Below are 25,176 nucleotides of genomic sequence, written 5' to 3' on the forward strand. Positions count from 1 at the left end.
AGGATGCGAGTCATGAGGAACCCGCCGATGCCGCCACTTCATCAACTGCACGTGTTCAATGCCCTGCACAGCTCGCCGCGGGCGCGCCTGGAGTCCAGCGCGCAGCTCGGCGAGGGGCTGGCCGTGGCCTTGTGGAACAACCGGGACGACACCCGCGACTATCAGGCGCCGAGCCACCACACGCTGTCGTGCTACATCGCCGACGGCACGGGCACCTATCGCCGCCAGCGCCCCGCCGACAAAGGCGCGCCGGGCAAGCTGTGCATCATGCCGGCCGGCCATGAGTCCAACTGGGTGATCGACGGCAGCATCCGCCTGGCCCACCTGTACATCAGCGAAGAACGCTTCGCCCTCGGTTGCCTGCGCCTGCTGGACCGCGAGCCGCGGCAGATGCAGTTGCACGAAGCGATCTTCATCGACGAGCCGCAGCAAGCCTTGCGCTTTCGTCAATTGATCGACCTGGGCTGGGACGAGCCGGGCGAGCGCCTGCTGGCCAGCAGTCTGGCGCATGCCATCGTCGACCACGCCGTGCTCGGCCAGGTCGGCCTGCGCCAGGGCCTGCGGCTCAAAGGCGGGCTGGCGCCGCACCAGCGCAGGCACCTGACCGACTACATCGAGGCGCATCTCGACCAGCCGCTGGCCCTGGCGGATCTGGCGCAGCGTTGCAACCTCTCCGAATATCACTTCGCGCGGATGTTCCGCGAAAGCTTCGGCCTGCCACCGCACCAGTACTTGCTGGCGCGGCGCCTGGAGCTGGCGTGCCGCCTGCTGCGCCAGGGCGACCTGCCGCTGGGGCAGGTGGCGCTGCTGTGCGGCTTCGCCAGCGCCAGTCACTTCAGCAACCGCTTCCGCCAGGCCCTCGGCGCTACGCCTGGAGCGTATCGCGCCGCGTTTGCCTGAGCCTGCGCGCTCAGCGGGGCGTCAGAACTCCAAGGTGCTCGACAGACTGACCTGCCGTGCATCGCCGAGGGCGACGAAGTAACGGTTCACCGCCGAGCTGTAGTAGACCTTGTCGAACAGGTTCTTCACGTTCAGTTGCAGGCGCACCTTGTGCGCGTCCAACTGGGTTTCGTAGCTGGCGAAGGCGTCGGCCACGGTGTAGGCCGGCAGGTCGAAGTCGTTGCTCGGGTTGCCGGCACGCTCGCCCACGTAGCGCGCACCGGCGCCCAGGCGCAGGCGGTCGCCGCCGAACAGGCTGCCGTAGTCGTACACCGCCGACAGCGAGCCGCTGTGGCGCGCCACGTTCTGCAGGCGATTGCCCTTGAGCGCCGGATCCTTGGTGACCTCGGCGTCGGTGAAGGCGTAGCTGCCGATCAGGCTCCAGCGCTCGCTGAGCTGGCCACTCAGGTCGAGTTCGACGCCGCGCGAATTGACCTCGCCGGCGTTGCTGTAGAGGGTTTCGCCCGAGCGTGGATCGAGGTTGGCCACCAGCACGTTGCGCTTGGTGATGTCGAACAGCGCCAGGGTGCCGGTGATCTGACCCGGAATATCGAGCTTGGCGCCCAGCTCCCAGGCCTTGCCCTGCTCCGGCGCGATGGAGGCATCGAGCACGCGCCCACCGGTCAACGGCGCAATGCTGGAATTGGGCTTGAACGACTCGCTGTAGCTGCCATAGAACGACAACTGCTCGTCGACCTTGTAGACCAGCCCGGCATGCGGAGTCCAGGCGTGGTCGCGGGTATCGGTATTGGCGTTGAAGGGGCGTCCGCGTCCGGCGAGTTGGTCGTACTGCTGCAGGCGCACGCCAGCCACGGCGATCCAGTGATCGTCCAGGTGCACGGCGTCCTGGGCGAACAGCGAGTCGGTGCGCAGCTTGTCGGTCTGGTCGCTGTCACTGGCGCGCACGGTCGTGCCTTCCGGCTCACGACCATAGATCGGGTTCAGGTAGCTGAACCTCGAACGGCTGGCCTGGCGGATCAGGTCGGCGCGGTAGACCTTGCGGTCTTCGTGGTCCATGCCCAGCAGCAGGTCGTGCTGCATGCCGGCCAGTTGCACGTTGCCGGTCAGGCTCAAGGTGGCGAACTGGTCGCGACTCATGGCGCCATGGGTGCCGTCGATACTGCGGTTCAAGGTGCCAAGGGCATCGTTGACGCCGGTCACCCGCACCTGGCTGGCATCGTAGGTTTCGCGGTTGAAGCTGTAACCCATGTGCACTTTCCAGTCGTCGGCCAACTGATGGTCGACTTCCAGGCGATACAGGTCCGAGCGCCCTTCCATGTCGTTGAACTTCTCGTCCAGGCGACGCGTGGCCGGGATGTCCAGCGGGTGGTTGGTGCGGTTGCTGATCGCCGTGCCACGGTCGAATGGCGAGAGGAACTCGCGGTGCTCGTAGGCGAAAGTCACCTGGGTGTCTTCGCCGTACCAGGCCAGCGACGGCGCCACCAGCGACTCGCGGTGCACGCCGAAATTGCGCCAGTAGTCTTCGTCCTCGTGGTCGACGATCAGGCGATAGGCCAGGTTGCTGTCGCCCAGCGCGCCGGTACTGTCGAAGCTGCCGCCACTGCCGTTCTTGCCACTGCCGTAGCTGGAGCCGCGCACGGTCAAGGCGTTGTACTGCTGCATCTGTGGGCGCTTGCTGACCACGTTGATCACCCCACCCGGATCCTGGATGCCGTAGAGCAGCGAGGCCGGGCCTTTGAGCACTTCGACCCGCTCGGTGGTGGCGTTGAGGCTGCGGCCCTGCACCAGCGGCATGCCGTCGCGCATGATCGAGCCGTCGCGGTTGTCGCCGAAGCCGCGCTTCATCACCGTGTCGGCGGTGCCGCCGAAGTTGTTGCCCTGCGTGATGCCGCTGACGTTGGCCAACGCGTCGTCGAGGTTGCGCGGGGCCTGGTCGCGCAGCACCTGGGCAGACACCACGTTGATCGCGTGGGGGATCTCCAGGTTCGGGCCCTGGCCGCGCATGATCGAGGCGCTGGCCGGCGGCTGGTAACTGAAGTTGTCCAACTGCGAGGTGACGTTGGTGGCTTGCAGGCTGACGGCGCCAGCGGTATCCATCGCCTCCAGGGTGAAGGTGCGGGCGTCGAGACGACGCCAGATCAAACCCGACTGGCCGAGCAACTGCTGCAAGGCCTGTTCGGCGCTCAAGGCGCCGTTCAGCGCCGGTGCCTGCTGGCCGGACAGCGCCAGGGTGTACACCACGCTCTGCCCGGTGGTCTGGCTGAACGCCGCCAGTGCCTGGGCCAGAGGCTGGGCGGGCTGGGCGAAGGTGAACAGCTGGACCTGCTCGGCCGCACGGGCCAGTGGCGCCTGCGTCAGCAGGGACGAGGCGCAAAGACCGAACCAGAGAGGGACGCAACGCGGGGTGAACTTCATGGACGCAGACCTGTGAGGAAACGGGTTGGTTGCGAATGAATCGCACTTTCACTCACTACACGGATGCGAGCCCGTTCCACCTCACCCGCTTTTGAAAATATTTTTCGACGGCGCCCCGGGCCTGCTGCACTCAGCGAATGATCGTCACCCGGCCCAAGAAGGTCTGCGGCGTGAAACCCAGCACCTTGCCCAGTGACGCCAGGGCCTGCAACGGCTCCTGTACCGGGAAACTGCCGCTGACCGGGCGCTGCGCCAACGCGTCGTCGAGCAGCAGCAGGCGTCCTGGGTAATAGCGCTGCAGGTCGTCGACCACCTGCGCCAACGGCACTTGGTAGTAGTTCAGCCAGCCCTGACGCCACGCCAGCCGGCTGTCGCTGTCCACCGTCTGCATTTCTCCGGCGTGACCCTCGGCATAACGCAGTTGCTGATTGGCGACCAGTTCGCGCGGTGTCGCGCCCGGCGCCGGCGTCACCGCCACGCGTCCGCTGCGCACGGTGACCTCGGCGCTGTCGCCGCGCTCGCGCACCTCGAACTGCGTGCCCAGCACCCGTACTTCGCCGCCAGCGGCCTGCACCAGGAATGGCGCGCCGGTGTGGGTCACCTCGAAGAACGCCGCACCGCGCAACAGGCGCACACGGCGCTGGCCGGCGGCGAAGTCCAGGGCCACGGCGCTGCCGGCATCCAAGGTCAGGCGCGAACCGTCGCTGAGCGTGACCTGCCGCACCTGCGCCGCGCTGCGGTAATCGGCGCGCAGATCCTGCAGCCAGAACTGCGGCTGCCAGCCGGCCAGGCTGCCCAGCGCCAGCACCAGGCAGGCCGCCGTCGCCAGCGCGGCTCCCCGCCAGCGCCGACGCGCCGATGACGGGCGCATGGCCTGGAGATACTGCTGCAGTTGCGCCTGCTCCTCTTCGGCCAGGCGCAGCGCCGGGCCCTCGCTCTGGTGCCACAGTGCCTGGGCCTCGGCGTAGGCGTCACGGTGCGCCGGGTGCGCCAGCAACCAGCGTTTGAACGCCGCGCCGTCGGCGGCGGCTGGCTGCTCGTTGATACGGCTCAGCCAGCCCAGGGCCATGCGCGACTGCTCGGCGGTGATCGGCTCGGACGGACTCATCGGCGCTCGCTCCCTGGCCTGCGCGTTGCGGTGGCGGGCTCGGCGACACTCGCCTTGCACGCTTCGAGGGCGCGCATCATATGCTTTTCCACCGCGCTCTGGGACAGCTGCATGGCCTTGGCGATCTCGCCGTACTTGCAGCCGTGAATACGGTTGAGCAGGAAAATCTGCCGGGTGCGCTCGGGCAGATCGCGCAGGGCCTGTTCGATTCGGCGCAGGTCGTGATCGACCTCCAGCGCCTGCTCGGGCGCCTGGGCCGACGGCTCTTCATCGTCCAGATAAAGCCCCTCGGCCACCCGCCCGCGACTGCCTTCGCTGCGCAAGTGGTCGATGGCCAGGTTACCCGCGCAGCGCAGCAGGTAGGTGTCCAACGCTTCGACCTTGACCGTGGGTCGGCGCCAGAAGCGCAGGAACAGTTCCTGGACCAGGTCCGAAGCCGTGGCGCGACAGCCCACGCGTCGACTGACCAAGGCCTCCATGCGCCCACGCTGGGCCAGGAACACCTGAACGAAGCGCGCCCGACCACCGGCCTCGTCGAGTTCCGGCTCGCTCACGCGGCGAACACCGCCAGCAGCGGCGCCAGCACCAGGCTGGCGCCCGCCAGGCCCAGCAGCACGCGCGGCAGGTAGGGCAGGCCGAACACCCACAGGGTCAGGCCGGCCATCAGCAGCGCCGTCCACTCCACCAGCCCCAACGCCAGCCCGCGCACGTGCACGGCCAACAGCAGCGCCAGCAGCAACAGCGTCGCGCCGCCCACGCGCAAGACCCGCAATTCCACCGCGCGTGGCTTGCGTGCGAGCAACTCGGTGAAGTGCTTGTCCATGGCCAGGCACAGGGCGACCAGCGCCGCGAAGTTGAACAGGGCAACGCTCAGCATCAGTTCGCTTCCAGAGTGGGACCGGCAGCCTTGTCACGGCCCGCGCGCTTGGCCACGGGCTTGGGCGCGCGCAACATCTTCGCCCCCGCCCAGGCCAGGAACAGCCCAGTGCCCAGGGCGGTGAGGTCGAAGCCGGCCATGGCCCAATCGCCCACGGCGATCGAATGGTTCAGGCCCTGGCTGGTGGTGAGGCCGTTGAGCAGCGGCAGCAGGCCGAACGCCGCCGCGCCCAGGGCCAACTGCTCGCCCCAGGCACGCCGGCCGGGACGCAGCGTGGCATGCACCAGCGACAGTCCCCAAGCCACGAAGAAGGCCCTGATCTCCCACTCGGCGCGGCCTTCCAGCGCCACCGGCACCAGCCGATTGGCCCAGAAGAACGCGGCCACGCCAAGCAGCAGCCCGGCCATGCTGGCGATGTTGAGCACCTCGACCAGGCGCAGTTCGGGCGGCTGACGCTCGCGCTTGGCGTGCTTGAGCTGGCGCTTGCCCAGCCACATCACCAAGCCCGTGCCGATGACCGCCGTGCCGGCGACGCCGAACACGAAATACAGCCAGCGCAGCCAAGGGCCAGCGAAATTGCCCATGTGCAGGCCGACGAAGGTGAAGGAGGTCATCATCGCCGCGCTTTCCGCCGCGCCCTGCGACAGCAGCGCGCCGTCGGCGCCGTTGAAGGTCCAGTTGGCGCTGCGCCTGTAGGCGACGCTGTCGGCCGAGGCGCGACTGAGGGTCACCCGCGCGCTGGCATCGCCCGGATTCTCCACACGAATCAGATTGATCTGTGCGCCCGGCGCTTGCTCCAGCACCTTGTGATACAGGGTCGAGAGCGGCACCTGCGGGGCAACGCCGACGCGTTCGATGCTTTCGTCGCGCCCGAACAAGTCGTTGAAGTAACTGTTGGTGTCGCCATAACTGGCGAGAATCCCGGCAGGCATCACCATGTACATGAAGATCACCAGGCTGCTGTAGCTGATCATCAGGTGAAACGGCAGCACCAGCACGCCGATGGCGTTGTGGCCGTCCAACCACGAGCGCTGGCCCTTGCCGGGTCGGAAGGTGAAGAATTCCTTGAAGATTTTCTTGTGGGTGATGATGCCGGTCACCAGCCCCAGCAGCATGATGAAGGCGCAGAACGTCGACAACCAACGGCCCCAGGGGTGTGGCATCTCCAACTGGAAATGGAAGCGATAGAAGAATTCGCCTCCCCGACTGTCGCGACCTTCGACCGGCTGGCCGCTGGCAGCATCCAGTTCCTGACCGTTGAAACCGCGCCGCCCCGAATGCTCGGGCTCGCGATAGCCAACGCTCAAGGCCGCCTCGCGCTCGCTGGGCAGGCGAATGAACCAGGTGCTGGACTGGGCGGCATGGGCTTGCAGGTAGCGCTGGGCCAGATCGAGGCTCGCGGCCCGGTTCAACGGATGGCTCTGGATCTCCGGCTTGGTCCAGTGGGTGATCTCTTCCTTGAAGTACGACAGCGTGCCGGTGAGGAAGATGGCGAACAGCAGCCAGCCGAAGATCAGCCCGGTCCAGGTGTGCAACCAGGCCATGGCCTGACGGAAGCCTTCCTTCATGGCTGCTTCACCCACCAGGCCAAGACACCGACCGCGCCCAGCACCAATGCCGGCAGCAGCACGCCCAGCCAGGCGCGCAGCGCGCTACGGCAAGCGAAGCACCAGAGGAAGGCGAGCACGTAGAACACGAACGACAGCATCATCCCGGTCAGCGCCGCATCGACCTGGGCACCCGGCATCAGCAGGCTGGTGCAGACACTCACCGCCGAAGCCAGCAGATAACCGCCGAACAAGGCGGCGAGGCTGCGCGAGGTGACGGCCAGGCGATAGCGCAAAGGCAGGCCGGCGGCTTGGCTTTTCATAGTGCGGCGGTCCGAAGCGAAGATGAAGACGTGCAATAGTAATGATTTCAATTCTCATAAGCAAAGCTTCGAGAAGGTCCGCTTCCAGAGACTCGCCCGTCGCAGCGTGGGTGCGAATGCAACAGAACATTTATTTTCAGCCAGGGGTTGAAATCCCCTGGCGCTTGCCTGACTTTAGAGTCAAGAGGCGAAGCATTTCCAGGGGCCTCAAGGGCCTGAGCACGCCTCCACGCGAGCAAGCTGAATAAGGATTGAATCATGCAAATCCAGGTCAACAGCAGCAACCATATCGACAGCAGCAGCCGTCTGAACGAATGGGTCCGCAGCACGCTGGAAAGCACGCTGCAGCGCTACGAGGATGACCTCACCCGCATCGAGGTCCACTTGCGTGACGAGAACGGCGACAAGGCCGGTCCGCAAGACAAACGCTGCCAAATGGAGGCGCGGCCAAAAGGCCATCAACCGATTTCCGTCAGCCACACCGCCGATTCGCTGGACCATGCGATCGAAGGCGCGGCGAACAAGCTGAACAATGCCCTGGAACATCTGTTCGGCAAGCTGCGCAGCAAGCGCAGCGTGTTGCAGCCCGTCGAAGAAGAATGAGGGTTCACTGAAAACGCCCGGTGCACTGCACCGGGCGTTTTCGTGTGTGGCCTTCAGGGCATGCAGGGCGCCCTGATGCGGGCTCACATCAGCGACGGCGCTGAACCATCTGCCCTGTCCTTCGGTCAATGCTTGCACACCTTTGCGAAGATGCAGGCCCATGACCAATCCCTTCGACCTGATCAGCGACGCCTTTGCCCCGCACTACCGGGTCAACCTCAGTATCGAACGCCTGGACGGCAGCATCATGCTGACCCTGTCCAAGGACACCGGCGTGGTCGCCAAACGCCTGATCAGCGCCGCGCAGCGCAACGACCCGGTGCGCCTGCGCCGTGTGGTCGACAGCATCCGCCTGGGACTGGCCATCGAGCAGGGCGAAGACGCGCTGGAACTGCTGGCCGCCATGACCGACCGCGGTGCCCATGAGCGGGTACTGCAGATGGCGGGCATCGCGCGCTAAGCGTCAGACCTTGCCGTCGTCCATGTCCTTGCCGCTGGCGTCGATCACCCGGGTCGACGGATAGCGGTACGAGGCGTAGCGCACCACCAGGATCGCGAACGCCAGCAGCAGAATCCCTCCGCAGACGTACAGCAGGCCCACGTCCGGCGCCTTGTGGTGCGACACATCGCCGATCAGCAGGCGGGTGAGCGCGGTAATCGCCACGTAGAGCAGGAAGCGGATGGGCATGTGGTTGGTCTTGAAATAGATCCCCACCATCGCCCCGAGCTCCAGGTAGATGAACAACAGCAGGATGTCATCGACGCTGATGCCGCCCTTGGACAGCATGTCGATGAAGGTCAGCACCGCAGCATAGGCGGTGATCGCCCCGATGCCGAACAACGCCAGGTAGTGGAAGGACTCGACGCACAGGTTGCCCAGTGAGTCGGCGGAGCCGTGCAGGCCCTTGCGCAGCTTTTCAGCCCATTTGATGTTCACGATCGTTCGATTCCCCATGACGACAGGCAGCATGATGCGTCAGCCTTGTGACGCTTGTGGCATGCAGTTAAAGGGCCAGGCCCCGTGCTTGGAAGGCGGCCGAGCGCCGCACGACACCTGTGGTCATCAGTTGGCGACAGGGCGCCCGCTAAAATCAAATGGCCACTCGCCAGGTCAGTGGCGATAGACTAGGCTCGACACTGTATAAAAATACAGTTATCGTGCACCCCATATTTTCCAACCCACATACGCAAAAGGCACAGAGGTGATGAATGGCCGTCGAAGTGGTGTACCGCAGCAGCCGCGACCCGGAGCGCTTGTTCATGGATAAAGCCGAAGCCGATCGCCATGACAAGATGCTCGAATTGGCCGAGCGCCTGGCCGAAGTCCTGCAAAAAGCCGTGCCGTCGCTGAACGAGCAGCAGGTGGAGGAAGCGGGTATCTACATGGCCAAGAACCGCGACGTGTTCGCCCGCGCGTTCAAGAGCCAGCCCGACGCATTGGCCGAGTTGCTCGAAGACACGCCTGCCGAAGCCGGATAGGCCGGAATCTCACCCATACAACAGCCGCTCGGCAAGCCAGTGCGCCACGCGCGCAGGCGAGCGTTTTTCGGCTTGGGCGTGGGCGAACACTTCGGTCAGCCGCTCGGGAATGCGGGCCAGATGCGCGGTGATGGTGCGTGGGTCGGCGCCACGGTGGGTCAGGGCCACGTGAATCAGGCCACCGGCGTTGATCACATACTCCGGCGCATAGAGAATCCCGCGCGTCTCCAGTCGGTCGGCCACCTGCAAGTCGGCCAGTTGCTGGTTGGCGGCACCGGCCACCGCTGCGCAGCGCAAGGTCATCACGTTCTGTGCATTGAGCACCGGTCCGACACCACAGGGTGCGAACAGGTCGCAGGGCGTGCTGATCAGCGCGTCGTGCGCCACGGGGTGCGCATCGAGCTGCTCCACCGCCAGCCTCACCCGCCCGGGGTCCAGGTCGCTGACCAGCAGTTCGGCGCCTGCCGCATGCAGTTGCTCGGCCAGTGCATAGCCCACGTTGCCCAGGCCCTGCACGGCCACCCGCAGCCCTTCGAAGTTGTCGCTGCCCAGGCGCGCCATGGCCGTGGCGCGAATGCCTGCGAACACCCCCAACGCTGCGTGCGGCGAAGGATCGCCACAGGCTGTCGTGCTGCTGACATGGGGCGTGGCTCGGGCGATGCAGTCCATGTCCAGGACGGACGTGCCACTGTCCACCGCCGTGATGAAACGCCCTTGCAGGGTGTCGACGAAGCGCCCGAATGCCTCGAACAACGCCGCCCGATTCTCGACATGGACATTGCGCAGGATCACCGCCTTGCCCCCGCCGAACGGCAAACCGGCCAACGCCGCCTTGTAGCTCATCACCTGCGCCAGTTGCAGCGCCTCGCTCAGTGCACGCTGCTCATCGGCGTAAGGCAGGTAGCGACAGCCGCCCAATGCCGGTCCCAGGTGCTGGCTGTGGATGGCCACCACGGCCTTGAGGCCCGTGTCCGGATCGGTCCACAGGTGCAGGGACTGGGTGCGGGTGCTTTGCATGAGCGCGAACATCGACGGGCTCCCCTTCGCGGTGCTCATCCAGTATAGGCAGTTCGCCATCGCCCGGGCGTCGGCCAGACCACTGGACGAACGCGCCTACCGAGGCTACACCTCAAGTGTCCTGTCTCGAACATGTGCTGCTCAGGTTTGCCAGTGACCGCTTCCCCCCAAGCCACTCGGCCCAACTGAAACCGCGGATTTTCGAGACAGGGCATTTGTGTGTGCGGAGAAGTCCCATGAACCCACGTCACGCCTGCCTGGCCTGCCTCGACCGCTCACCGGTCGCCCTGTTGGAAGCCACCTTGTGGATCGCTGCGGAGCACCACCGCGACGTGGATGTGCCTGCCTGCATCAGCCAATTCAACGGCCTGTATCAGGACATCAATGCCCGCCTGCCGATGCTGCCAGTGGTCGAGCTGGCGCAGCCGCTGTTGCGCCAACTCAGTGCCCTGGGTTTCCAGCAAGACGAGTTCCATCCGCTGCGGCCTCAGGCTGCGCTGATGGACAACGTGCTGCAGCGCCGACGCGGCCAGCCGTTGCTGCTGGCGATTCTGACGCTGGAGCTGGCACGACGCTTGTCGATTCCGCTGGAAGGGGTGAACTTCCCCGGCCACTTCCTGCTGCGGGTGCCGGGGGCGGATCATCTGCTCGACCCCTGCGGTGGCCGACGCCTGTACCCCAACGACTGCCGCGAACTGCTGGCCCGCCAGTACGGTCCGCAGACGACCCTGAGCGCCGAGCACCTGCGCGGCGCCACGCCAGCGCTGATGTTGCAGCGCCTGTCACGCAACCTGCGCCAGTTGCACATCAGCAACGACAAGCCCCTGGCCGCGCTGATCGATGCCGAGCGGGTGATGCAGTTGGGGCCGGTACAGGTCACCGACTACCTGACCCGCGCCGCGCTTTACCAGCAACTGGATTGTCCCCAGGCCGAGCGCTTCGACCTGGAGCACGCGCTGCTGTTGACCGATGATCCGATGCAGCGCCTGAAACTCAGCGATCGCCTCGGACAACTGCCCACGGCCACGCGCTCGATCCACTGATTCAAGGCGTATCGGCTTGATTCGCCGGATGCGCGGCGATGAATGCCGGATGCTGCCCGGCCAGTGTGGCGACGCGACGAATGCGCGCAAACGGCGCCAAGTCGACCTCGAATCGCTCAGCCGCGTACACCTGTGGCAGCAGGTACACATCCGCCAGCGCCGGCGCCGTGCCGAAACAGAAGCCCTCATCGCCGATCAGCCGTTCCACCGCCGCCAACCCCTGGCTGATCCAGTGGCTGATCCACTGCTTGACCTGCACCTCGTCGTGGCCGAGCTGACGCAGGTGGTTGAGCACGCTGACGTTGTGCAGCGGATGCACGTCGCAGCCGATGAGCGCGGCCACCGCGCGTACCCTGGCGCGTGCCTCGGCTCCCTGGGGCAATAGCGGAGGGTCGGCAAAGCACTCTTCCAGGTACTCGATGATCGCCGACGACTGCACCAGCAGCGCGCCGCTGTCGCAGCGCAGCGCCGGCACCCGGCCCTGCGGGTTGAGTGCCAGGTAGTCGGCGCCGCGCTGCTCGCCCTGCAGCAGATTGACCGGCAGCGCCTGATAGCCAAGGCCTTTGAGCGCCAGGGCGATGCGCACCCGATACGACGATGTGGAGCGGTAGTAGGTGAACAGTTGCATCGCCCTGCCCTCCTCAGTTGGCCGCGACGATCCTGCCGCGACACTCGCCGAAGCCGATGCTGGCAGCGCCTTCACGGCTGCAACGGGCACGCAGGATGATCTCGTCGCCGTCCTCGAGGAATGTGCGCACCTCGCCGCTGGCCAGTTGCACCGGCTGCTTGCCGCCCTCGGTGATCTCCAGCAGGCTGCCGAACGAGCCGGGCTCGGCGCCCGACAAGGTGCCGGAACCGAAAAGGTCGCCCGGCTGCAACTGACAGCCGTTGACGCTGTGGTGAGTGACCATCTGCGCCACGGTGAAGTACATGCTGCGGCTGTTGCTCAAGGTCAGGCGATGGGCCGGCAGGCCTTCGTCGCGCATGCGCTCGGTGAGCAGCAGCACTTCCAGCTCGATGTCCAGGGCACCTTGGGCTTGGTCGCGTTCGTCGTACAGGTACGGCAGCGGCTGCGGATCGCCTTGCGGACGCGGTGCCTGGGCGCTGCGGAACGGCGCCAGGGCCTCGGCCGTCACCACCCAGGGCGACAGCGTGGTGATGAAACTCTTGGACAGGAACGGACCGAGCGGCTGGTACTCCCAGGCCTGGATGTCGCGCGCCGACCAGTCGTTGAGCAGGCAGTAGCCCGCCACGTGCTCGGCGGCATCGCCAATGGCGATGGCTTGGCCCATCTCGTTGCCCTGGCCGATCCAGATGCCCAGTTCCAGCTCATAGTCCAGCCGTGCGCAGGGACCGAAGGTCGGTTCGCTGTGCCCGGCCGGCAAGGTCTGACCCTTGGGACGGCGCACTGGAGTACCGGAAGGGCGCAGAGTGGACGCACGGCCATGGTAGGCAATGGGCACATGCTTGTAGTTGGGCAGCAGCGGGTTGTCTGGGCGGAACAGCTTGCCGACGTTGCGGGCGTGCTCGATGCCCACGTAGAAATCGGTGTAGTCACCCACCTTGGCCGGCAGGTGCATCTGGCACGCGTGCGCCGCATGCAACGCGCTGGTCAGCGCCTGCTGATGCGCACTGTGTTCGCCCAGCAATGCCTGCAAACGCTCGCGCAAGGCCACGCGCGGCCCTCGACCAAGGGCGAAGAAGACATTCAGCGCACCGCCTCGGGTGGCCTCGACGGCCGCCTTGGCCTCCCCCTCCAGAAGGCCCAGGGCCAGCACCGCCTCCAGATCGAGAATCGCATCACCGATGGCCACGCCGCAGCGTGGCGTCTGGCCCGCTGGGCTGAAAATGCCCAACGGCAGGTTCTGCAGGGGGAAATCGCGATGCCCGTTGGCGTGTTCGACCCAGCTACGGGCCATGGCGGTTTGGTTCATCGGTCATCTCCGGTTCGGGTTGAAGGTGCTCGGCAGGCTTGCCCAGCAGCGGTCGTAGTCGGTTTGCAGCTGCGCGCTGTCGAGGGCCTGCTGGCTGGGTCGCAGCACCTGGCTGGTCTCGAACATGAAGGCCATGGTCTGTTCGATCTTGTGCGGCGCCAGTTGGGCAGCGATGGCCTTGTCACAGGTTTCGGCATCCGGACCGTGGGCGCTCATCACCCCGTGCAACGAAGCCCCGCCGGGCAGGAAGCCTTCGGCCTTGGCGTCGTAGGCGCCGTCGATCAGGCCCATGAACTCGTTCATCAGGTTGCGGTGGAACCACGGCGGGCGGAAGGTGTTCTCGGCCACCATCCAGCGCGGCGGGAAAATCACGAAGTCCAGGTTGGCCAGGCCCTGCACGCTGCTGGGCGAGGTCAGCACGGTGAAGATCGACGGGTCCGGATGGTCGAAGCTGACGGTGCCCAGGGTGTTGAAACGCCTCAGGTCATACAGATACGGCACGTTGCTACCGTGCCAGGCGACCACGTCCAGCGGTGAGTGCTGCAACTCGCACGCCCAGTGCTCGCCGAGGAATTTCTGCACCAGTTGCACCGGCGCCTGGCGGTCTTCGTAATGCGCCACCGGCGTGAGGAAATCACGCGGGTTGGCCAGACCGTTACTGCCGATCGGCCCCAGGTCGGGCAGGCGCAGCGGCGCGCCGTGGTTTTCGGCGATGTAGCCGCGGGCCTGGCCGTCGAGCAGTTCGACACGAAACTTCATGCCGCGCGGGATCACCGCGATCTGCTGCGGCTCGACCTGCAACACACCCAGCTCGGTGGCGATGCGCAGTCGGCCCTGTTGCGGCACCAGCAGCAACTCGCCGTCGGCGTCGAAGAACACCCGGTCCATGCAGCGGTTGGCCGTATACAGGTAGATGCTCACGCCAGCAGGGCTGCTGGCCTCGGCATTGGCCACCATGGGTCGCCAGCCTTCGATGAAGTCGGTGGGCGCGTCGGGAATCGGCTGAGGATTCCAGCGCAGGCGATTGGGATTGCCAGGTGCGAGCGGGCCAGCCAGGGGTTGGCGCTCAAGGCGCTCGAAGCGTGGGTGCAGCGCCGAAGGTCGGATGCGATACAGCCAGGTGCGACGCAGTTCGCTGCGCGGCATGGTGAATGCGGTGCCGGACAGGAGTTCAGCGTACAGGCCGTAGGGCGCTTTCTGCGGCGAGTTCTGCCCGACCGGCAGGGCACCAGTCAGCGCTTCACTGGCGAACTCGTTGCCGAAGCCGCTCAGGTAGGTGAGATCGGCAGAGGTGTCGCGGGTCATCAGGGCCTCCGGGCTCAGGGAGCCGTCGCTGGCGGGCGGTGTCGCTTCGGCTCGGCACAGCCCGAGCACTGTTGGCGCAACCCACACCCTGGAAAATTATTTTTATCGTAATCCAATTACGAATAACGTAATTTGCCGCTACGCCCGCGTCAAGCTATAAAGGCGCCACGACGACTCCCGGACCCGCCCGACAATGGCCAAAGACACGCCCGCTCCCGACAACCCCAAGCAGAAAGTGCGTTCGGCCGAAGTCGGCACCGACATCCTCAAGGCCCTGGCCGAGCTGTCGCCCTCCACTGCGCTGTCGCGCCTGGCCGAGCACGTGCAGATGCCGGCGAGCAAGGTCCACCGGTACCTCCAGGCGCTGATCGCCAGCGGCTTCGCCGAACAGGACCCGGTCACCAACCACTACGGCCTGGGCCGCGAAGCCCTGCGCGTGGGACTGGCGGCGCTGGGCAGCATCGACGTGCTCAAGGTGGCCGCGCGGCCCTTGTCCGACCTGCGCGATGCACTGAACGAAAGCTGCTTCATCGCCGTGTGGGGCAACCAGGGCGCGACGGTGGTCAACATCGAGCCGGCGGTACGTGCGGTCACCGTGGTCACCCAGATCGGCTCGGTGCTGCCGCTGCTCAGTTCGTCCACCGGCCTGGTGTTCGCCGCGCACTTGCCGGAACGCGAAACCCTCGAGTTGCGCGACCGGGAATTGGCCCTACTGGGGCAACGCGTCGAAGACTACGTCGAGACGTTGGCGCAGATCCCTGAACGAGGCCTGCACCACGTCCACGGGTTGCTGATGCCGGGGGTCGATGCCCTGTCGGCCCCGGTGTTCAACGCCCTCGGCCAGATCGCCGCGGTGATGACCGTGGTCGGCCCCACCTCGATGTTCCATGCCGATGCCGCAGGGCCAGCCGCGGTGCAATTGCTCCAGGCTACTCAGGCAGTGAGTCGGCGCATGGGCTTCGAGCCTCGCTGACTCAAGTGTTCCAGGTCTTGAGCTCCACCAGCTTGAGCAATTCGTCGTCGAAACCGTCGTACAGGGCGGGCAGCACTTCCGAGGCAGCATCCGCCCCGAAGTCGTCCGCCAATTGCACGATCCATTTGCCGTACGGCACCTTTTTCACCACGATGCTTGGCGCCTGCAGTTGCTGGCCCAACAGGCCGCGCAAGGACTGCGACACGCGGCCGAGCACCCGCCCCAAGGCGCCGCTGGAAGCGAACAGCCCCAGCGCGCCCACGCCCAGTCGGGTGTAGAACGCGGCACGGTCGCCATCTTTCCAGGCTTGCCCCGCACTGAAGAACGACCTCACCGCGCACCCGATGCCCACCAGCATGTTCGCTGGCGGAATAGGGATGGTCAGCAGCCCCGCCGCGACGATCACCCACTCGACCACCAGCGACGAGACCCGCTCCGCCACGCTGGTGCTATGGCGATCGGCATCGGCGATCAGACGCCGCACACGGGGCGCCAGATCGTCGGCCAGGTCGCGCAACGGCTCATCCCGGTAAGCCTGAATGGCGCGCATCACCACCTCGTGGCCCCCATCACCGTCACGCATGAACCGTTGATGCAGGCTGCCCATCCTGGGCTGATTGCGCCAGGAGGCACGGGCGTAGAAATAATCGCCCAGCCGATCTTCGCGCCAGCGTTGGGCCAAGTGCGTTCGGGAACGATAGGCCGGCCCCTGGGCGACGTCTGGCAGGTAGAGCGCTTCCCCGGCCTCGGGTTTGGAGGCGCGGTACAACCGGTAGGCGCCTTCGATCCGACAGCCGTCCAGCCTCAAGTCGACCACCGCGAAGTCGTCGGCGATCTGCGCCGTGGCCAGACTCTCGACGCCCTCGAGCAGCCAACCGGCGACCTGTTCCGGGATCTGCCCCTGCATCCGTTGACACAGCAGGTCGCGGCGCATCTTCAGCGACACCAGCAACCGGTGCAGCTCACGCTGGCGGGTGTAGCCCGGCGCCGCCGGGTCGAGGTAGCGACCTTTGAGCAACTCGATGTAGCGTTCACCGAGCCTGGCGCTGCGCACATAGCTGGCCAGCACGACGCGATCCAAGTGCGAGACATCCTGGCCGAGCTGGGTGGTGGAATCGATCCGCGCGAACTGAGCGAAGTTGTAGCGGGTGTCATGGCCTTTCATGACCAGCTCGGTGAGGCTCAAGCTGCGATCCTCGTCCAAATGCACGGTCACCTTGTCCGGATCGATGCGTCCGGCACGATTGCCGGGCAAGCTATTGATGTACTGGCTCACCTCGTGCCGAGCGTAGTCCTGGAAGCTGACCAAGGGCGTCGCGAGGCGGTACACCGCCAACACCTGTTCCAGCTCTTGATCGGTATCGCCGAGCGCTTGGCGCAGCGCGACGCTCGCCTCGAGGTACCACGGTGGCGTTGCCGCCAGCAGATCCTCGGGCATGGCCTGGCAGCGTCGCGCGCACACGGCTTTCAGCACCTGCGACCACGTCTGTGAATCGATCCAATGCACGTTGACGGTCTGCGGCGTCCACAGCGTCGGTTTGCGAACGACCTCGGCAAGCTGGCGCGACAGCGCCTCGCGGTCAGCCAGCGCCGATTGCTCCACCAGGTACTCGACCCCCGATGCCTGGGCCGTCCAGCCTCCCACGGCCAAGGACAGCGCCGTGAACGATGGGTAGACGAGAAAATCGCCATCGGGCGAACCCGGCGCGTAAAGCAAATGCGTGCTGCCATCGGTCAGGTACAGCAGGTGCTTGAGCGCGGACGTCGCCTGATCGATGCGCAGCAGCCCGGCCTTGATGCCCCGCTGCGCCATCTGGTCGGCGATGGCGGCCTCGATCAGGTCGCAGGCGGGGGCAGGCGCACCTTGGAATCGCGCCGCGCAACTGGCCAGCGCCAGACGTGCAGCAATGGCCGCCTGCACGTCGAGCTGGGTCTGTTCGTGCTGATACAACTGCTTGATCGCTTCGATGTAACGCACGCGCAAATCGAGGGTGTCGATCATGCGCTGTACGCTGGCGACGTCCAGGGCCGATGCCAGCAGCGGGTCGAGCACCTTCACCGCCAGGCGCTCGCCCCGGTAGCCGCCGCGCAACGCCCAGTTAAGCAGCGTCGTGCGCCCACTGCCGTCGCCGGCGTCGGTGGTGGCGAACCGACGCTCTATCTCAAGCTGCACCGTCGCAGGGTCCAGGGTCAGCGCCAGGTGCTTCTGCAGGTAATCGGACACGGCCTGCTGGGCGTAGGCATCGACACTGGCCAGCGTCCCCAGGTGTGCGACACACTGCTGCTCGGCCTGCAGCATTTGCTGTTCGAGCTGGACATAGCGCTCCAGGTCAGCGCCGCGCAGGTTGCGCCGCCATTGCGGCAGCAGGCTGTGGCGATAGGCGGCCATCTGTGCGGCGGCATACTGCTGAGCCTGGGCGACGAACGCATCCAGGCGCGCGGCGGCATCCCACTGGGCGACCGTCTGGACGGTGTCGGCATGCCGTTGCAACGCCCTGCTCGACAGCATCGCCTGCACCTGACCCAAATCCTCCACCACCGCTTTGTATAGCGAACGCTCCAGAGGCTCGAATTCCAGGTCGCAATCCTGCGCGTCCCGCAGGTGTTGCCGATTGGTCTCGCTCAGCAGTTCGAACCAAACGCCCCCCTTCAACAACGCGGCCCGCAGGTGCCGGGCCACGCGCTTGGGTTGAGCATCGAACCACACGCCGGTGGCCACGCAGTGCACCAGCAGATCGGTCGGCGCCGCGTCGGGCGCCGAGTCAGGGAGACCGGCATAGGTGCCCGGCAGTGCAATGCGTTGCTCGCCCGCCACCAACCACACCCGTTGCAACTCGCAGGCCTCTCCCCGGGTCAGCAGCAACGCCTCGACAGCCTCGCGTTCGCTCTGGCGGGTGTGCACGAACGTCAACGCTTCGAGATCGACCAGGCGCAGCAGCAGCGACGCCAACGAGGCGGTGTCCGGCTTGACCACCGAGTGGGTTGCCCACCACTGCGCCAGCGCGGCGCTGCGACCTGACCGCGCAGCGTCCAGGCCCTCGACTCCCTCCAGTGCTGGAGCGATCGTGTGCAGATGGGGGGCGGTACGCAAACAGCGCTGCACCTGCAAGCAGCACCTGGCCAGCTCCAGCAGCAGGTCCTCACGCGGCGCCTGCGCGTCGACCGCCGCCTGACCATCAGGCCCTAGGGGAAAAAGCTCGAAACCGAGTGAATCAATCATCGCCGACGCTCCGCTGTGGAAAGTCGCGATGGTGAGCACGGCGCAGCCAGGAGTCAGTCGGGAAGCGCTGCCCGACTTTTACCCCAGAGGTAAAGGTGAATGTCGCAAGACGCTATTTTTCCCGATGGATCAGAGGCTTATCCTGCGCATCGCTGGGTCGCGCGAACGGCACCATCCCCCTCCGTCGTTCGCCTGCCCCAGGTTCACCGACGTTGATTTTGAAGCTCCTTGATCTGACGTCTCGATTGGCCGCTGCCCGTGCAGCGGCTTTTTTTCGTCTTCGCGGCGCTACTGATCGGCGGGATAGCGCTCAAGATTGGCCATCATCTGCTGCAACGCCTGCAAGCTGTCTTCAGGGTGCATGGCGCCGTCGAAATCGCCGATCTGCGCCCAATGCTCGGCCACCTGTTCCGGGGTAAAGCCAGCGTTCGGGTCGAAACCCACCCCCAGGCTACGCTCCCAGCGCACCTTGCCCACCCATCCACCGCCCACTTCGTACAACTGGCCGCTGTCCTGGCACTGTTCGCTGCCCAAATACACCACCAGCGGACTGACCAACTCGGGCCGCAGCCGCTCGAACACCTGCGGCGCAATCAGACCCTCGGTCATGCGCGTGCCCCCAGTAGGGGCGATGGCATTGACCAGAATGCCGTGCTTGCGTCCTTCCAGTGCCAGGGTGCGGGTCAGGCCGTACAGGCCGAGCTTGGCCATGCCGTAGTTGGCCTGACCGAAGTTGCCGTAGATGCCAGAGGTGGACGCGGTGAAGATCACCCGACCCCAGTTCTGCCCGCGCAGGTGCGGCCAGGCGGCATGGGTCACTCGATAGGCACCTTCGACATGGACGCGGTAAACCGAGTCCCAGTCGGCCGCGTCCATCTTGTGGAAGGTCTTGTCGCGCAGGATGCCGGCGTTGTTCACCAGCACGTCGAGGCGCCCGAAGCTGTCCAGGGCCTGCTCGACGATGCGCGCGCCGTCGCTCACCGAGTCGTGGTTGGCCACCGCTTGACCGCCCGCAGCGCGAATGTCCTCGACCACGCGGTCGGCTGCCGAGGCGCTGGCGCCTTCGCCGTGGGTGGAGCCGCCCAGGTCGTTGACCACCACCCGTGCCCCGCGCGCAGCGAACAGCCGCGCGTGGGCCCGGCCCAGGCCGCCGCCGGCCCCCGTGACGATGACCACACGGTCTTGCAGGCTGATCGGCTCGCTCATGCTCATGGCTCCAGGCAGGACAGGAAAGTCTGGAGTGTCGGTCAGCACCGGGCGACGGACAATCAAGCGCACCCGCCCTGAATGACCGTCGATAACACCCAGCGATGATCGCCGCGCTCAGGACCAGGCTACCCGCTGCGGCAGCCACTTCAGCGGCTGCTCGCGAAACGCCAGGTAATGACGCAGCACCTGCGCCGGCGCCTCGGTATGCGGGAAGTGGCCGATCCCCGGCAGCAACACGGCGTCGGCCTCGGGCAGCAATTGCCGGTAGCGCTCCACCACGCGCGCGCCGTGCAGCGGATCGACCGCGCCCTGGATCAGCCGCAACGGCACACCTGGCGCTTGCAACGCGTCCACCCAGCGCTGCCGGTATCGATGACGCTCCGGCACCCAAGCCATCAGCTTGTGCAGAATGCGTGTGCCACGGTTGGACAGCAGCAGGCTCCAGCAGTCGTCCAGCGCACTTTCGCTGGGGTGCGTGCACGGTCCGTACAACTGGCTGACCGTGTCGACCAGGTCGTCACGCCCGAACGAGCGCGCCACCAGCCAGCCCAGCGGACTGAGCAGCAGCTTGTGGATCAGCGGCGAAGGACACAGTTCAGGGAACAACGGGCTGTTGAGCAAGGCGCAACTGGCGATGTTCGCCCGGCCTTCGTGGTGACGCGCCAGCAGTTCCTGGGCGACGCTGCCGCCATAGTCGTGGGCGAGCAAGTGCACCGGCTGGACGATGCGCAGGTGCTCGAGCAGTGCCTGTTGCAGGTCGGCCTGCTCGATCAGGCTGTAGCGGTGATCGAGCGGCTTGGCCGAATCACCGAAGCCCAGCATGTCGCACGCCACTACGCGAAAGCGCTGCGCCAGGGGTGCCCACAGGTAGTGCCAGTCCCAACTGGCGGTAGGAAATCCGTGCAGCAGCAGCAAGGGCGCGCCCTGCCCTGCTGTCCAGTAACGAATGCTCTGGCCCCGAAAGATGAAACTGCGCCCACGGGTACGCCAGACGCACAATGGAATCTCGGCCAAAGGCATCGGAATAGTCCCGCTGGTCAGGTAATGACGGTGTCGATGAAGGTGTACGACAAGGCTGCGTTCATTGCATTGCACCTCGGCACTTGCATGTGCTCTCTGTGTCGAAGCCCAGTCTAGTCAGGCCCTCACGCGGCGGAACTTGCCTTGGCAGCCAGCTTGATGACCGTGCGGGACAGGGGCACGAACGGTCACAGCAGGTGCAGCAGCAAGGGCGCGGCGAACAAGTTGAGCAGACCGGTGAGCACCATCACCAGCCCCGCCACCGAGCCCTCTTCGCCGCCCACCTCATGGGCGCGGCTGACTCCGGCGCCGTGGGCGCCAACACCATAGAGGGCGCCTCGCGCCAAGGGCGTGCGCAGCGGCAGCACCTTGAGCAACACGCCGCCGAACAGCGCCCCGAGCACGCCGGTGAACAGCACGAACACAGCCGTCAGTTCCGGCACCCCGCCCAGGTCGTGGGCCATCGGCATGGCGAAGGGCGTGGTGATCGAACGCGGCAGCAACGAACGACTGACCGCATCGTCCAGCGCCAACAGATGCGCCAGGCCCCAGGAACTGCCGATAGAGGCCAGGCTACCGGCGAGCATCCCCAGCAACAGCGCCGGCCAGTGCCGGGCCAGCATCGCCCGCTGCTGCCAGATCGGCACAGCGAAGGCCACCGTCACTGGGCCGAGCACGCCGACCAGCCACTGGGTGTCGCGCGCATAGTCGGCATACGCGGTGTGCAGCGGCACCGCCACCGCCAACAGCAGGACCGGCACCAGCACCAGCGGCGACAGCAGGTAGCGCCCGGTACGCCCGTACAGCCAGCGGCTGAACAGGTAGGCCAGCAAGGTCAGCGCCAGCCAGAACAGCGACATCGGCTCAAGATTCATGGCGCAGGCTCCAGCGGCACACCAGTTCCACCGTGGCAGCGGTCACCACCATCACCACCAAGGTGCTCAAGGCGATCACCAGTAGAATCCGCCACCCCTCGCTGCGCACCAGACTGCCGTAATCGAGCAGGCTCATCAGCGCAGGGATGAAGAACAGCAGCATCTGCGCCATCAGCCAGCCGGCGCCACGCTGCAAGGTGCCGGGCTGCACGGCGCCGATGGCGAACAGCACCAGCAGCAGCGCCATGCCCATGACACCGGCCGGAATCGGCCAGCCGGACCAGGCTGCCAACCGGCCGCCGATCAGGTACAGCACGAACAGCACGGCGAGTTCGCCGAGCAGGCGCAACAACGGGGTGCAGCGGGAAAGATTCATAGTGGGATCCTCGACATGCGCGCAGTGTAGAAAGCCGCTGCCCAGGCCAGAAGCGAATTGTTAGACTGCCTGCCATTCCAAAATGGAATTCAAAAGATGGACTTCAAACAGCTCCGCAGCTTCATCGAGGTGGTCAACCGAGGCGGCTTCACCCAGGCCGCGCTGACGCTGCATATCAGTCAGTCGGCGGTGAGCAAGCAGGTGGCACAGCTTGAGGCCGATCTCGGCCAGCCCCTGCTGGAACGCCAGGGCTCGCAACTTCACCTCACGGCCGCCGGGCGCATCGTGCTCGAGCGTGGCGAAGCCCTGTGGCGTGGGCGCCAGGCCTTACTCACCGAACTCGACGACCTCAGCCAACTGGCCCGCGGCGAACTGCGCCTGGGCTTGCCGGTGATCGGCGGGGAAGCGCTGTTCGCCAGCCTGTTCGCCGAGTACCGGCGGCGCTACCCGAACATCCGCGTGCAATTGATCGAAGGGGGCAGCCGTATCGTCGAACAGGCCGTGCGCAGTGGCGAACTGGAACTGGGGGGCAGCGTCACGCCGAGCGATCCGGCATTCGCCCGCCAGCCGTTCTGCAACGAACCGCTCGACGCGCTGCTGCCGGCCGGGCATGCCCTGGCCGGGCGCGATGGGGTAACGCTGAGCGAGCTGGCAGACACACCGTTCCTGCTCTACGACCGCAGCTTCATGCTCAATGACAAGCTGCTCAGCGCCTGCCAACAGGCCGGTTTCACCCCCAAGGAAGGTGGGCGCAGCGGCCAGGCCGACTTCCTCGCCGCCTTGGTCGCCGCTGGCCAGGGCGTGGTACTGCTGCCCAGCGTGGTCGCCCGCCGCCTGCAGCGCGATGGCGTGGTACGCCTGCCGCTGCTGGCACCGGATCACCTGCGTTGGGACATCGCCTTCATCTGGCGCCAAGGCGCTTACCTGTCGCACGCCGCGCAGGCCTGGCTGGACCTGGTGCGCGAGCGTGGGCCGCTGGCGGACCGCTGAAGATCAACCTTTGAGCAACGCCGCCAGTTGCGCCAGCCACGGCTCGGCATCCGCTTCCGGGGTCACTGTCTCGCTGGCGTCCAGGCGCAGCATGGGCTGCACTTCGTGCACGCCCAGTTCGGCGAACAGTTCGCGCATTTGCTCGCCGCCGCCGCAGTAGGTGTCGCCGTAGCTGGAGTCGCCCAGGGCGATGACCGCGCCCGGCAGCCCGCGCCATTCGCCGGGCAGCACATCGCGCAGGGTGGCATACAGCGGCATGAGGTTGTCTGGCAACTCGCCCATGCCGGTGGTCGAGGTCACGGCCAGCAAGGCTTCGGGCGCGAAGCCGCGAAGGTCGTCGAGGCTGACGCGGGCGGCATGCCAGGCCTCAAGACCGGCGGCCTTGAGCAGCGATTCAGCGTGGCGGGCAACTTCTTCGGCGGTGCCGTACACCGAGCCGGAAATAATGGCGACTTTCATCAACAGAGGATTCCGAAACCGAGTAAAAGCGTAGGATACTAGCACTCGACGCCGGGAAAATGCCTAATGCTGCCGGTCGTTCAGGCCGGGTAGGAGGGTCGAGCGCGATGACCGCCTGTCCAGCGGCCTGAACCTTTGCCAGCATTTTCAGTCCATGACTGCGTAAAACTCCGTGAACACGCCTGATTCGAGCCCGATCATGCCAGCCGACGCCCTCCTCACCCAGGATGAGCTGGATTTCATCCAGGACATGCAGCATGTGCCGCAGTTGAACCAGCCAGCGCCTAGCGCGAGCCTGCTGGTCAACGGCGACCCGCGCCTGCAGCAATTGCTCACCCGCCTGGTGGCCAGCGAGCAGGTCACGTTGCAGGCGCAGTTGGACAACCAGCAAATCAGCATTCCCCTGCAATTGGTCGAGGACGAATTCCACGCGGTGCACCTGCAACTGGGCTCCCCGGAAATCTACGAAGAAGGCCCCAGGCTGCGGCCCTGGCGCCTGTCGCTGGCCCCACCCACGGCCCTGCTCGATGCACAGGGCAAGTCCAGCACGCTGTGGGTACGCGACATCTCGTTCAAAGGGGTGCTGTTGGAAGTGCGCGGCAAGCGCCCGCCACCGGCTCGCTTCGAGCTGTTCTTCGCCCCGTGCGGGCTGCAACCGATCGCCTTGATCGGCACGCTGCGCCGGTGCATCGACGCCGACCTGGCGGCCTACGACCTGGCCCACAGCGCGCCTGATGAAATCGACCGGCTGCGCGAATACATCCTGCAGGCGCATCCCGAATTGAACGCTCGCACCTCGGCCTGACCGATCACCTCGACGGCTGTCATACTCCGCGCCCGATTCTTGCATACCAGCCTGCGTCGCCCACCATCCCGGGCACAGGCCAGGGGCCGGCTACCCGCCAGCCCCGTCGTCAGGAGATACACGATGTCTACCGTACCCGTCACCCTCATGGTGTCGCGCCGCGCCGCCGATGGCCGCTACCAGGATCTGCTGGCCTGGCTGCACGAAGGTGAGCAATTGGCCACCGACTTTCCCGGCTACCTCGGCTCCGGCATCCTTGCCCCACCCGCCGAGGACGACGCCTTCCAGATCATCTTTCGCTTCAGCGACGAGCCCACCCTGCACGCCTGGGAGCACTCGGCCTCGCGGCGAGCCTGGCTGCAACGCGGCGACGGGCTGTTCGAACGTCCCGAAGAGCGGCGCGTGAGCGGCATCGAGGGCTGGTTCGGCACCGAAACAGTGCGCACGCCGCCGCGCTGGAAGCAGGCCACGGCCATCTGGTTGGCGTTCTTCCCAGTGTCGCTGCTGTTCAACCTGCTGTTCGGCCACTGGTTGGCGCCGCTGCCCTTGCTGCCACGCGTGCTGGTCAGCACCTTGGCCCTGACGCCCTTGATGGTGTACCTGTTCATCCCCCTGTCCACTCGGCTGCTGGCCGCGTGGCTGCATGCGCCGCGCCGCACGCCGCAGGCACCGCGCGACGGCCTGCGCAGCCGCTGAGC

Annotated in this window: 26 protein-coding genes; 9 read left to right on the forward strand and 17 right to left on the reverse strand. The window is 66.1% G+C overall.

Annotated features, from left to right (window positions below):
• Positions 1–27: 27 nt before the first annotated feature.
• Positions 28–900: an AraC family transcriptional regulator gene (locus tag Q7C30_RS12780; RefSeq protein WP_317871690.1), complete on the forward strand. Its 873-nt coding sequence runs from the start codon at positions 28–30 to the stop codon at positions 898–900.
• A 21-nt stretch (positions 901–921) separates the two neighbouring features.
• Here Q7C30_RS12780 and Q7C30_RS12785 read toward each other — a convergent pair whose 3' ends face one another.
• The 6 genes from Q7C30_RS12785 to Q7C30_RS12810 all read right to left on the reverse strand — a co-directional run bounded on the left by Q7C30_RS12785 (position 922) and on the right by Q7C30_RS12810 (position 7,170).
• A complete protein-coding gene (locus Q7C30_RS12785) occupies positions 922–3,315 on the reverse strand; it encodes a TonB-dependent receptor (RefSeq protein ID WP_317871691.1) in 2,394 nt (797 codons plus the stop codon).
• 130 nt (positions 3,316–3,445) lie between these two features.
• Positions 3,446–4,423, reverse strand: a complete 978-nt coding sequence (locus Q7C30_RS12790) for a FecR domain-containing protein (protein WP_317871692.1) — start codon at positions 4,421–4,423, stop codon at positions 3,446–3,448.
• The gene (locus tag Q7C30_RS12795) at positions 4,420–4,977 is read right to left on the reverse strand and encodes a sigma-70 family RNA polymerase sigma factor (RefSeq protein ID WP_029615014.1); all 558 of its coding nucleotides are present in this window, start codon (positions 4,975–4,977) and stop codon (positions 4,420–4,422) included. The genes Q7C30_RS12790 and Q7C30_RS12795 overlap by 4 nt, the downstream gene beginning before the upstream one ends.
• Entirely contained in the window at positions 4,974–5,300 is a 327-nt protein-coding gene (locus Q7C30_RS12800) for a DUF3325 domain-containing protein (RefSeq protein ID WP_295487375.1), read from the reverse strand. Before Q7C30_RS12800 ends, Q7C30_RS12795 begins: the two co-directional genes overlap by 4 nt.
• Positions 5,300–6,868: a PepSY-associated TM helix domain-containing protein gene (locus Q7C30_RS12805; RefSeq protein WP_317871693.1), complete on the reverse strand. Its 1,569-nt coding sequence runs from the start codon at positions 6,866–6,868 to the stop codon at positions 5,300–5,302. Before Q7C30_RS12805 ends, Q7C30_RS12800 begins: the two co-directional genes overlap by 1 nt.
• The gene (locus tag Q7C30_RS12810) at positions 6,865–7,170 is read right to left on the reverse strand and encodes a DUF3649 domain-containing protein (protein WP_295487369.1); all 306 of its coding nucleotides are present in this window, start codon (positions 7,168–7,170) and stop codon (positions 6,865–6,867) included. The genes Q7C30_RS12805 and Q7C30_RS12810 overlap by 4 nt, the downstream gene beginning before the upstream one ends.
• Before the next feature lie 258 nt (positions 7,171–7,428).
• Between Q7C30_RS12810 and Q7C30_RS12815 the strand changes: the two genes are divergently transcribed.
• On the forward strand, positions 7,429–7,773 hold the full coding sequence (locus tag Q7C30_RS12815) for an HPF/RaiA family ribosome-associated protein (protein WP_029615012.1): 345 nt from the start codon (positions 7,429–7,431) through the stop codon (positions 7,771–7,773).
• Between the two features lie 160 nt (positions 7,774–7,933).
• The gene (locus Q7C30_RS12820) at positions 7,934–8,233 is read left to right on the forward strand and encodes a DUF3509 domain-containing protein (RefSeq protein WP_039580015.1); all 300 of its coding nucleotides are present in this window, start codon (positions 7,934–7,936) and stop codon (positions 8,231–8,233) included.
• A 3-nt stretch (positions 8,234–8,236) separates the two neighbouring features.
• Here Q7C30_RS12820 and Q7C30_RS12825 read toward each other — a convergent pair whose 3' ends face one another.
• Positions 8,237–8,710, reverse strand: coding sequence for a phosphate-starvation-inducible PsiE family protein (locus tag Q7C30_RS12825; protein WP_037028783.1), 474 nt, complete (start codon positions 8,708–8,710; stop codon positions 8,237–8,239).
• Between the two features lie 272 nt (positions 8,711–8,982).
• Between Q7C30_RS12825 and Q7C30_RS12830 the strand changes: the two genes are divergently transcribed.
• A complete protein-coding gene (locus Q7C30_RS12830) occupies positions 8,983–9,252 on the forward strand; it encodes a YebG family protein (RefSeq protein WP_317871694.1) in 270 nt (89 codons plus the stop codon).
• 9 nt (positions 9,253–9,261) lie between these two features.
• Here Q7C30_RS12830 and Q7C30_RS12835 read toward each other — a convergent pair whose 3' ends face one another.
• The gene (locus tag Q7C30_RS12835) at positions 9,262–10,281 is read right to left on the reverse strand and encodes a Glu/Leu/Phe/Val dehydrogenase dimerization domain-containing protein (RefSeq protein WP_317871695.1); all 1,020 of its coding nucleotides are present in this window, start codon (positions 10,279–10,281) and stop codon (positions 9,262–9,264) included.
• A gap of 224 nt (positions 10,282–10,505) precedes the next feature.
• Here Q7C30_RS12835 and Q7C30_RS12840 point away from each other — a divergent pair, with 224 nt between their 5' ends.
• Complete coding sequence (locus Q7C30_RS12840; protein ID WP_029614663.1) at positions 10,506–11,312, forward strand: tetratricopeptide repeat protein; 807 nt, start codon at positions 10,506–10,508, stop codon at positions 11,310–11,312.
• Position 11,313: 1 nt separating this feature from the next.
• On the opposite strand, the gene maiA is transcribed toward Q7C30_RS12840, so the two are convergent.
• Genes maiA through hmgA form a run of 3 tightly spaced genes read right to left on the reverse strand, consistent with a single transcriptional unit; the run spans position 11,314 to position 14,551 of the window.
• On the reverse strand, positions 11,314–11,940 hold the full coding sequence (gene maiA, locus Q7C30_RS12845) for a maleylacetoacetate isomerase (protein ID WP_317871696.1): 627 nt from the start codon (positions 11,938–11,940) through the stop codon (positions 11,314–11,316).
• Between the two features lie 13 nt (positions 11,941–11,953).
• Entirely contained in the window at positions 11,954–13,246 is a 1,293-nt protein-coding gene (gene fahA / locus Q7C30_RS12850; RefSeq protein ID WP_317871697.1) for a fumarylacetoacetase, read from the reverse strand.
• A gap of 3 nt (positions 13,247–13,249) precedes the next feature.
• Positions 13,250–14,551, reverse strand: a complete 1,302-nt coding sequence (gene hmgA / locus Q7C30_RS12855) for a homogentisate 1,2-dioxygenase (RefSeq protein WP_317871698.1) — start codon at positions 14,549–14,551, stop codon at positions 13,250–13,252.
• Positions 14,552–14,744: 193 nt separating this feature from the next.
• Here hmgA and Q7C30_RS12860 point away from each other — a divergent pair, with 193 nt between their 5' ends.
• Positions 14,745–15,524, forward strand: a complete 780-nt coding sequence (locus Q7C30_RS12860; protein WP_317871699.1) for an IclR family transcriptional regulator — start codon at positions 14,745–14,747, stop codon at positions 15,522–15,524.
• 1 nt (position 15,525) lies between these two features.
• On the opposite strand, the gene Q7C30_RS12865 is transcribed toward Q7C30_RS12860, so the two are convergent.
• From Q7C30_RS12865 to Q7C30_RS12885, 5 genes are all read right to left on the reverse strand, one after another.
• Entirely contained in the window at positions 15,526–18,744 is a 3,219-nt protein-coding gene (locus Q7C30_RS12865) for a DUF6543 domain-containing protein (protein ID WP_317871700.1), read from the reverse strand.
• A gap of 288 nt (positions 18,745–19,032) precedes the next feature.
• Positions 19,033–19,950, reverse strand: a complete 918-nt coding sequence (locus tag Q7C30_RS12870; protein ID WP_317871701.1) for an SDR family oxidoreductase — start codon at positions 19,948–19,950, stop codon at positions 19,033–19,035.
• A gap of 117 nt (positions 19,951–20,067) precedes the next feature.
• A complete protein-coding gene (locus Q7C30_RS12875) occupies positions 20,068–20,973 on the reverse strand; it encodes an alpha/beta hydrolase (RefSeq protein ID WP_039580039.1) in 906 nt (301 codons plus the stop codon).
• A gap of 188 nt (positions 20,974–21,161) precedes the next feature.
• Complete coding sequence (locus Q7C30_RS12880) at positions 21,162–21,848, reverse strand: LrgB family protein (RefSeq protein ID WP_039580041.1); 687 nt, start codon at positions 21,846–21,848, stop codon at positions 21,162–21,164.
• A complete protein-coding gene (locus Q7C30_RS12885) occupies positions 21,838–22,224 on the reverse strand; it encodes a CidA/LrgA family protein (RefSeq protein ID WP_317871702.1) in 387 nt (128 codons plus the stop codon). The genes Q7C30_RS12880 and Q7C30_RS12885 overlap by 11 nt, the downstream gene beginning before the upstream one ends.
• Before the next feature lie 96 nt (positions 22,225–22,320).
• Between Q7C30_RS12885 and Q7C30_RS12890 the strand changes: the two genes are divergently transcribed.
• A complete protein-coding gene (locus Q7C30_RS12890; RefSeq protein WP_317871703.1) occupies positions 22,321–23,214 on the forward strand; it encodes a LysR family transcriptional regulator in 894 nt (297 codons plus the stop codon).
• A 3-nt stretch (positions 23,215–23,217) separates the two neighbouring features.
• Here Q7C30_RS12890 and Q7C30_RS12895 read toward each other — a convergent pair whose 3' ends face one another.
• Complete coding sequence (locus Q7C30_RS12895; RefSeq protein WP_317871704.1) at positions 23,218–23,673, reverse strand: flavodoxin; 456 nt, start codon at positions 23,671–23,673, stop codon at positions 23,218–23,220.
• 199 nt (positions 23,674–23,872) lie between these two features.
• Between Q7C30_RS12895 and Q7C30_RS12900 the strand changes: the two genes are divergently transcribed.
• A complete protein-coding gene (locus Q7C30_RS12900) occupies positions 23,873–24,478 on the forward strand; it encodes a hypothetical protein (protein ID WP_029615005.1) in 606 nt (201 codons plus the stop codon).
• A gap of 123 nt (positions 24,479–24,601) precedes the next feature.
• The gene (locus Q7C30_RS12905; protein WP_317871705.1) at positions 24,602–25,174 is read left to right on the forward strand and encodes an antibiotic biosynthesis monooxygenase; all 573 of its coding nucleotides are present in this window, start codon (positions 24,602–24,604) and stop codon (positions 25,172–25,174) included.
• Positions 25,175–25,176: the final 2 nt, after the last annotated feature.

The organism is Pseudomonas sp. RAC1 (assembly GCF_030658255.1).
Classification (GTDB): domain Bacteria; phylum Pseudomonadota; class Gammaproteobacteria; order Pseudomonadales; family Pseudomonadaceae; genus Aquipseudomonas; species Aquipseudomonas boreofloridensis.

Bases quoted from the DNA above. Each gene is read 5' to 3' on its own strand.
- fahA (WP_317871697.1), bottom strand. From the start codon at position 13,246: ATGAACCAAACCGCCATGGCCCGTAGCTGGGTCGAACACGCCAACGGG.
- Q7C30_RS12895 (WP_317871704.1), bottom strand. From the start codon at position 23,673: ATGAAAGTCGCCATTATTTCCGGCTCGGTGTACGGCACCGCCGAAGAA.
- Q7C30_RS12905 (WP_317871705.1), top strand. From the start codon at position 24,602: ATGTCTACCGTACCCGTCACCCTCATGGTGTCGCGCCGCGCCGCCGAT.
- Q7C30_RS12875 (WP_039580039.1), bottom strand. From the start codon at position 20,973: ATGCCTTTGGCCGAGATTCCATTGTGCGTCTGGCGTACCCGTGGGCGC.
- hmgA (WP_317871698.1), bottom strand. From the start codon at position 14,551: ATGACCCGCGACACCTCTGCCGATCTCACCTACCTGAGCGGCTTCGGC.
- Q7C30_RS12860 (WP_317871699.1), top strand. From the start codon at position 14,745: ATGGCCAAAGACACGCCCGCTCCCGACAACCCCAAGCAGAAAGTGCGT.
- Q7C30_RS12890 (WP_317871703.1), top strand. From the start codon at position 22,321: ATGGACTTCAAACAGCTCCGCAGCTTCATCGAGGTGGTCAACCGAGGC.
- Q7C30_RS12780 (WP_317871690.1), top strand. From the start codon at position 28: ATGCCGCCACTTCATCAACTGCACGTGTTCAATGCCCTGCACAGCTCG.
- Q7C30_RS12820 (WP_039580015.1), top strand. From the start codon at position 7,934: ATGACCAATCCCTTCGACCTGATCAGCGACGCCTTTGCCCCGCACTAC.
- Q7C30_RS12815 (WP_029615012.1), top strand. From the start codon at position 7,429: ATGCAAATCCAGGTCAACAGCAGCAACCATATCGACAGCAGCAGCCGT.
- Q7C30_RS12870 (WP_317871701.1), bottom strand. From the start codon at position 19,950: ATGAGCGAGCCGATCAGCCTGCAAGACCGTGTGGTCATCGTCACGGGG.
- Q7C30_RS12805 (WP_317871693.1), bottom strand. From the start codon at position 6,868: ATGAAGGAAGGCTTCCGTCAGGCCATGGCCTGGTTGCACACCTGGACC.
- Q7C30_RS12880 (WP_039580041.1), bottom strand. From the start codon at position 21,848: ATGAATCTTGAGCCGATGTCGCTGTTCTGGCTGGCGCTGACCTTGCTG.
- Q7C30_RS12840 (WP_029614663.1), top strand. From the start codon at position 10,506: ATGAACCCACGTCACGCCTGCCTGGCCTGCCTCGACCGCTCACCGGTC.
- maiA (WP_317871696.1), bottom strand. From the start codon at position 11,940: ATGCAACTGTTCACCTACTACCGCTCCACATCGTCGTATCGGGTGCGC.
- Q7C30_RS12790 (WP_317871692.1), bottom strand. From the start codon at position 4,423: ATGAGTCCGTCCGAGCCGATCACCGCCGAGCAGTCGCGCATGGCCCTG.
- Q7C30_RS12810 (WP_295487369.1), bottom strand. From the start codon at position 7,170: ATGAAAAGCCAAGCCGCCGGCCTGCCTTTGCGCTATCGCCTGGCCGTC.
- Q7C30_RS12785 (WP_317871691.1), bottom strand. From the start codon at position 3,315: ATGAAGTTCACCCCGCGTTGCGTCCCTCTCTGGTTCGGTCTTTGCGCC.
- Q7C30_RS12885 (WP_317871702.1), bottom strand. From the start codon at position 22,224: ATGAATCTTTCCCGCTGCACCCCGTTGTTGCGCCTGCTCGGCGAACTC.
- Q7C30_RS12830 (WP_317871694.1), top strand. From the start codon at position 8,983: ATGGCCGTCGAAGTGGTGTACCGCAGCAGCCGCGACCCGGAGCGCTTG.
- Q7C30_RS12900 (WP_029615005.1), top strand. From the start codon at position 23,873: ATGCCAGCCGACGCCCTCCTCACCCAGGATGAGCTGGATTTCATCCAG.
- Q7C30_RS12865 (WP_317871700.1), bottom strand. From the start codon at position 18,744: ATGATTGATTCACTCGGTTTCGAGCTTTTTCCCCTAGGGCCTGATGGT.
- Q7C30_RS12800 (WP_295487375.1), bottom strand. From the start codon at position 5,300: ATGCTGAGCGTTGCCCTGTTCAACTTCGCGGCGCTGGTCGCCCTGTGC.
- Q7C30_RS12835 (WP_317871695.1), bottom strand. From the start codon at position 10,281: ATGTTCGCGCTCATGCAAAGCACCCGCACCCAGTCCCTGCACCTGTGG.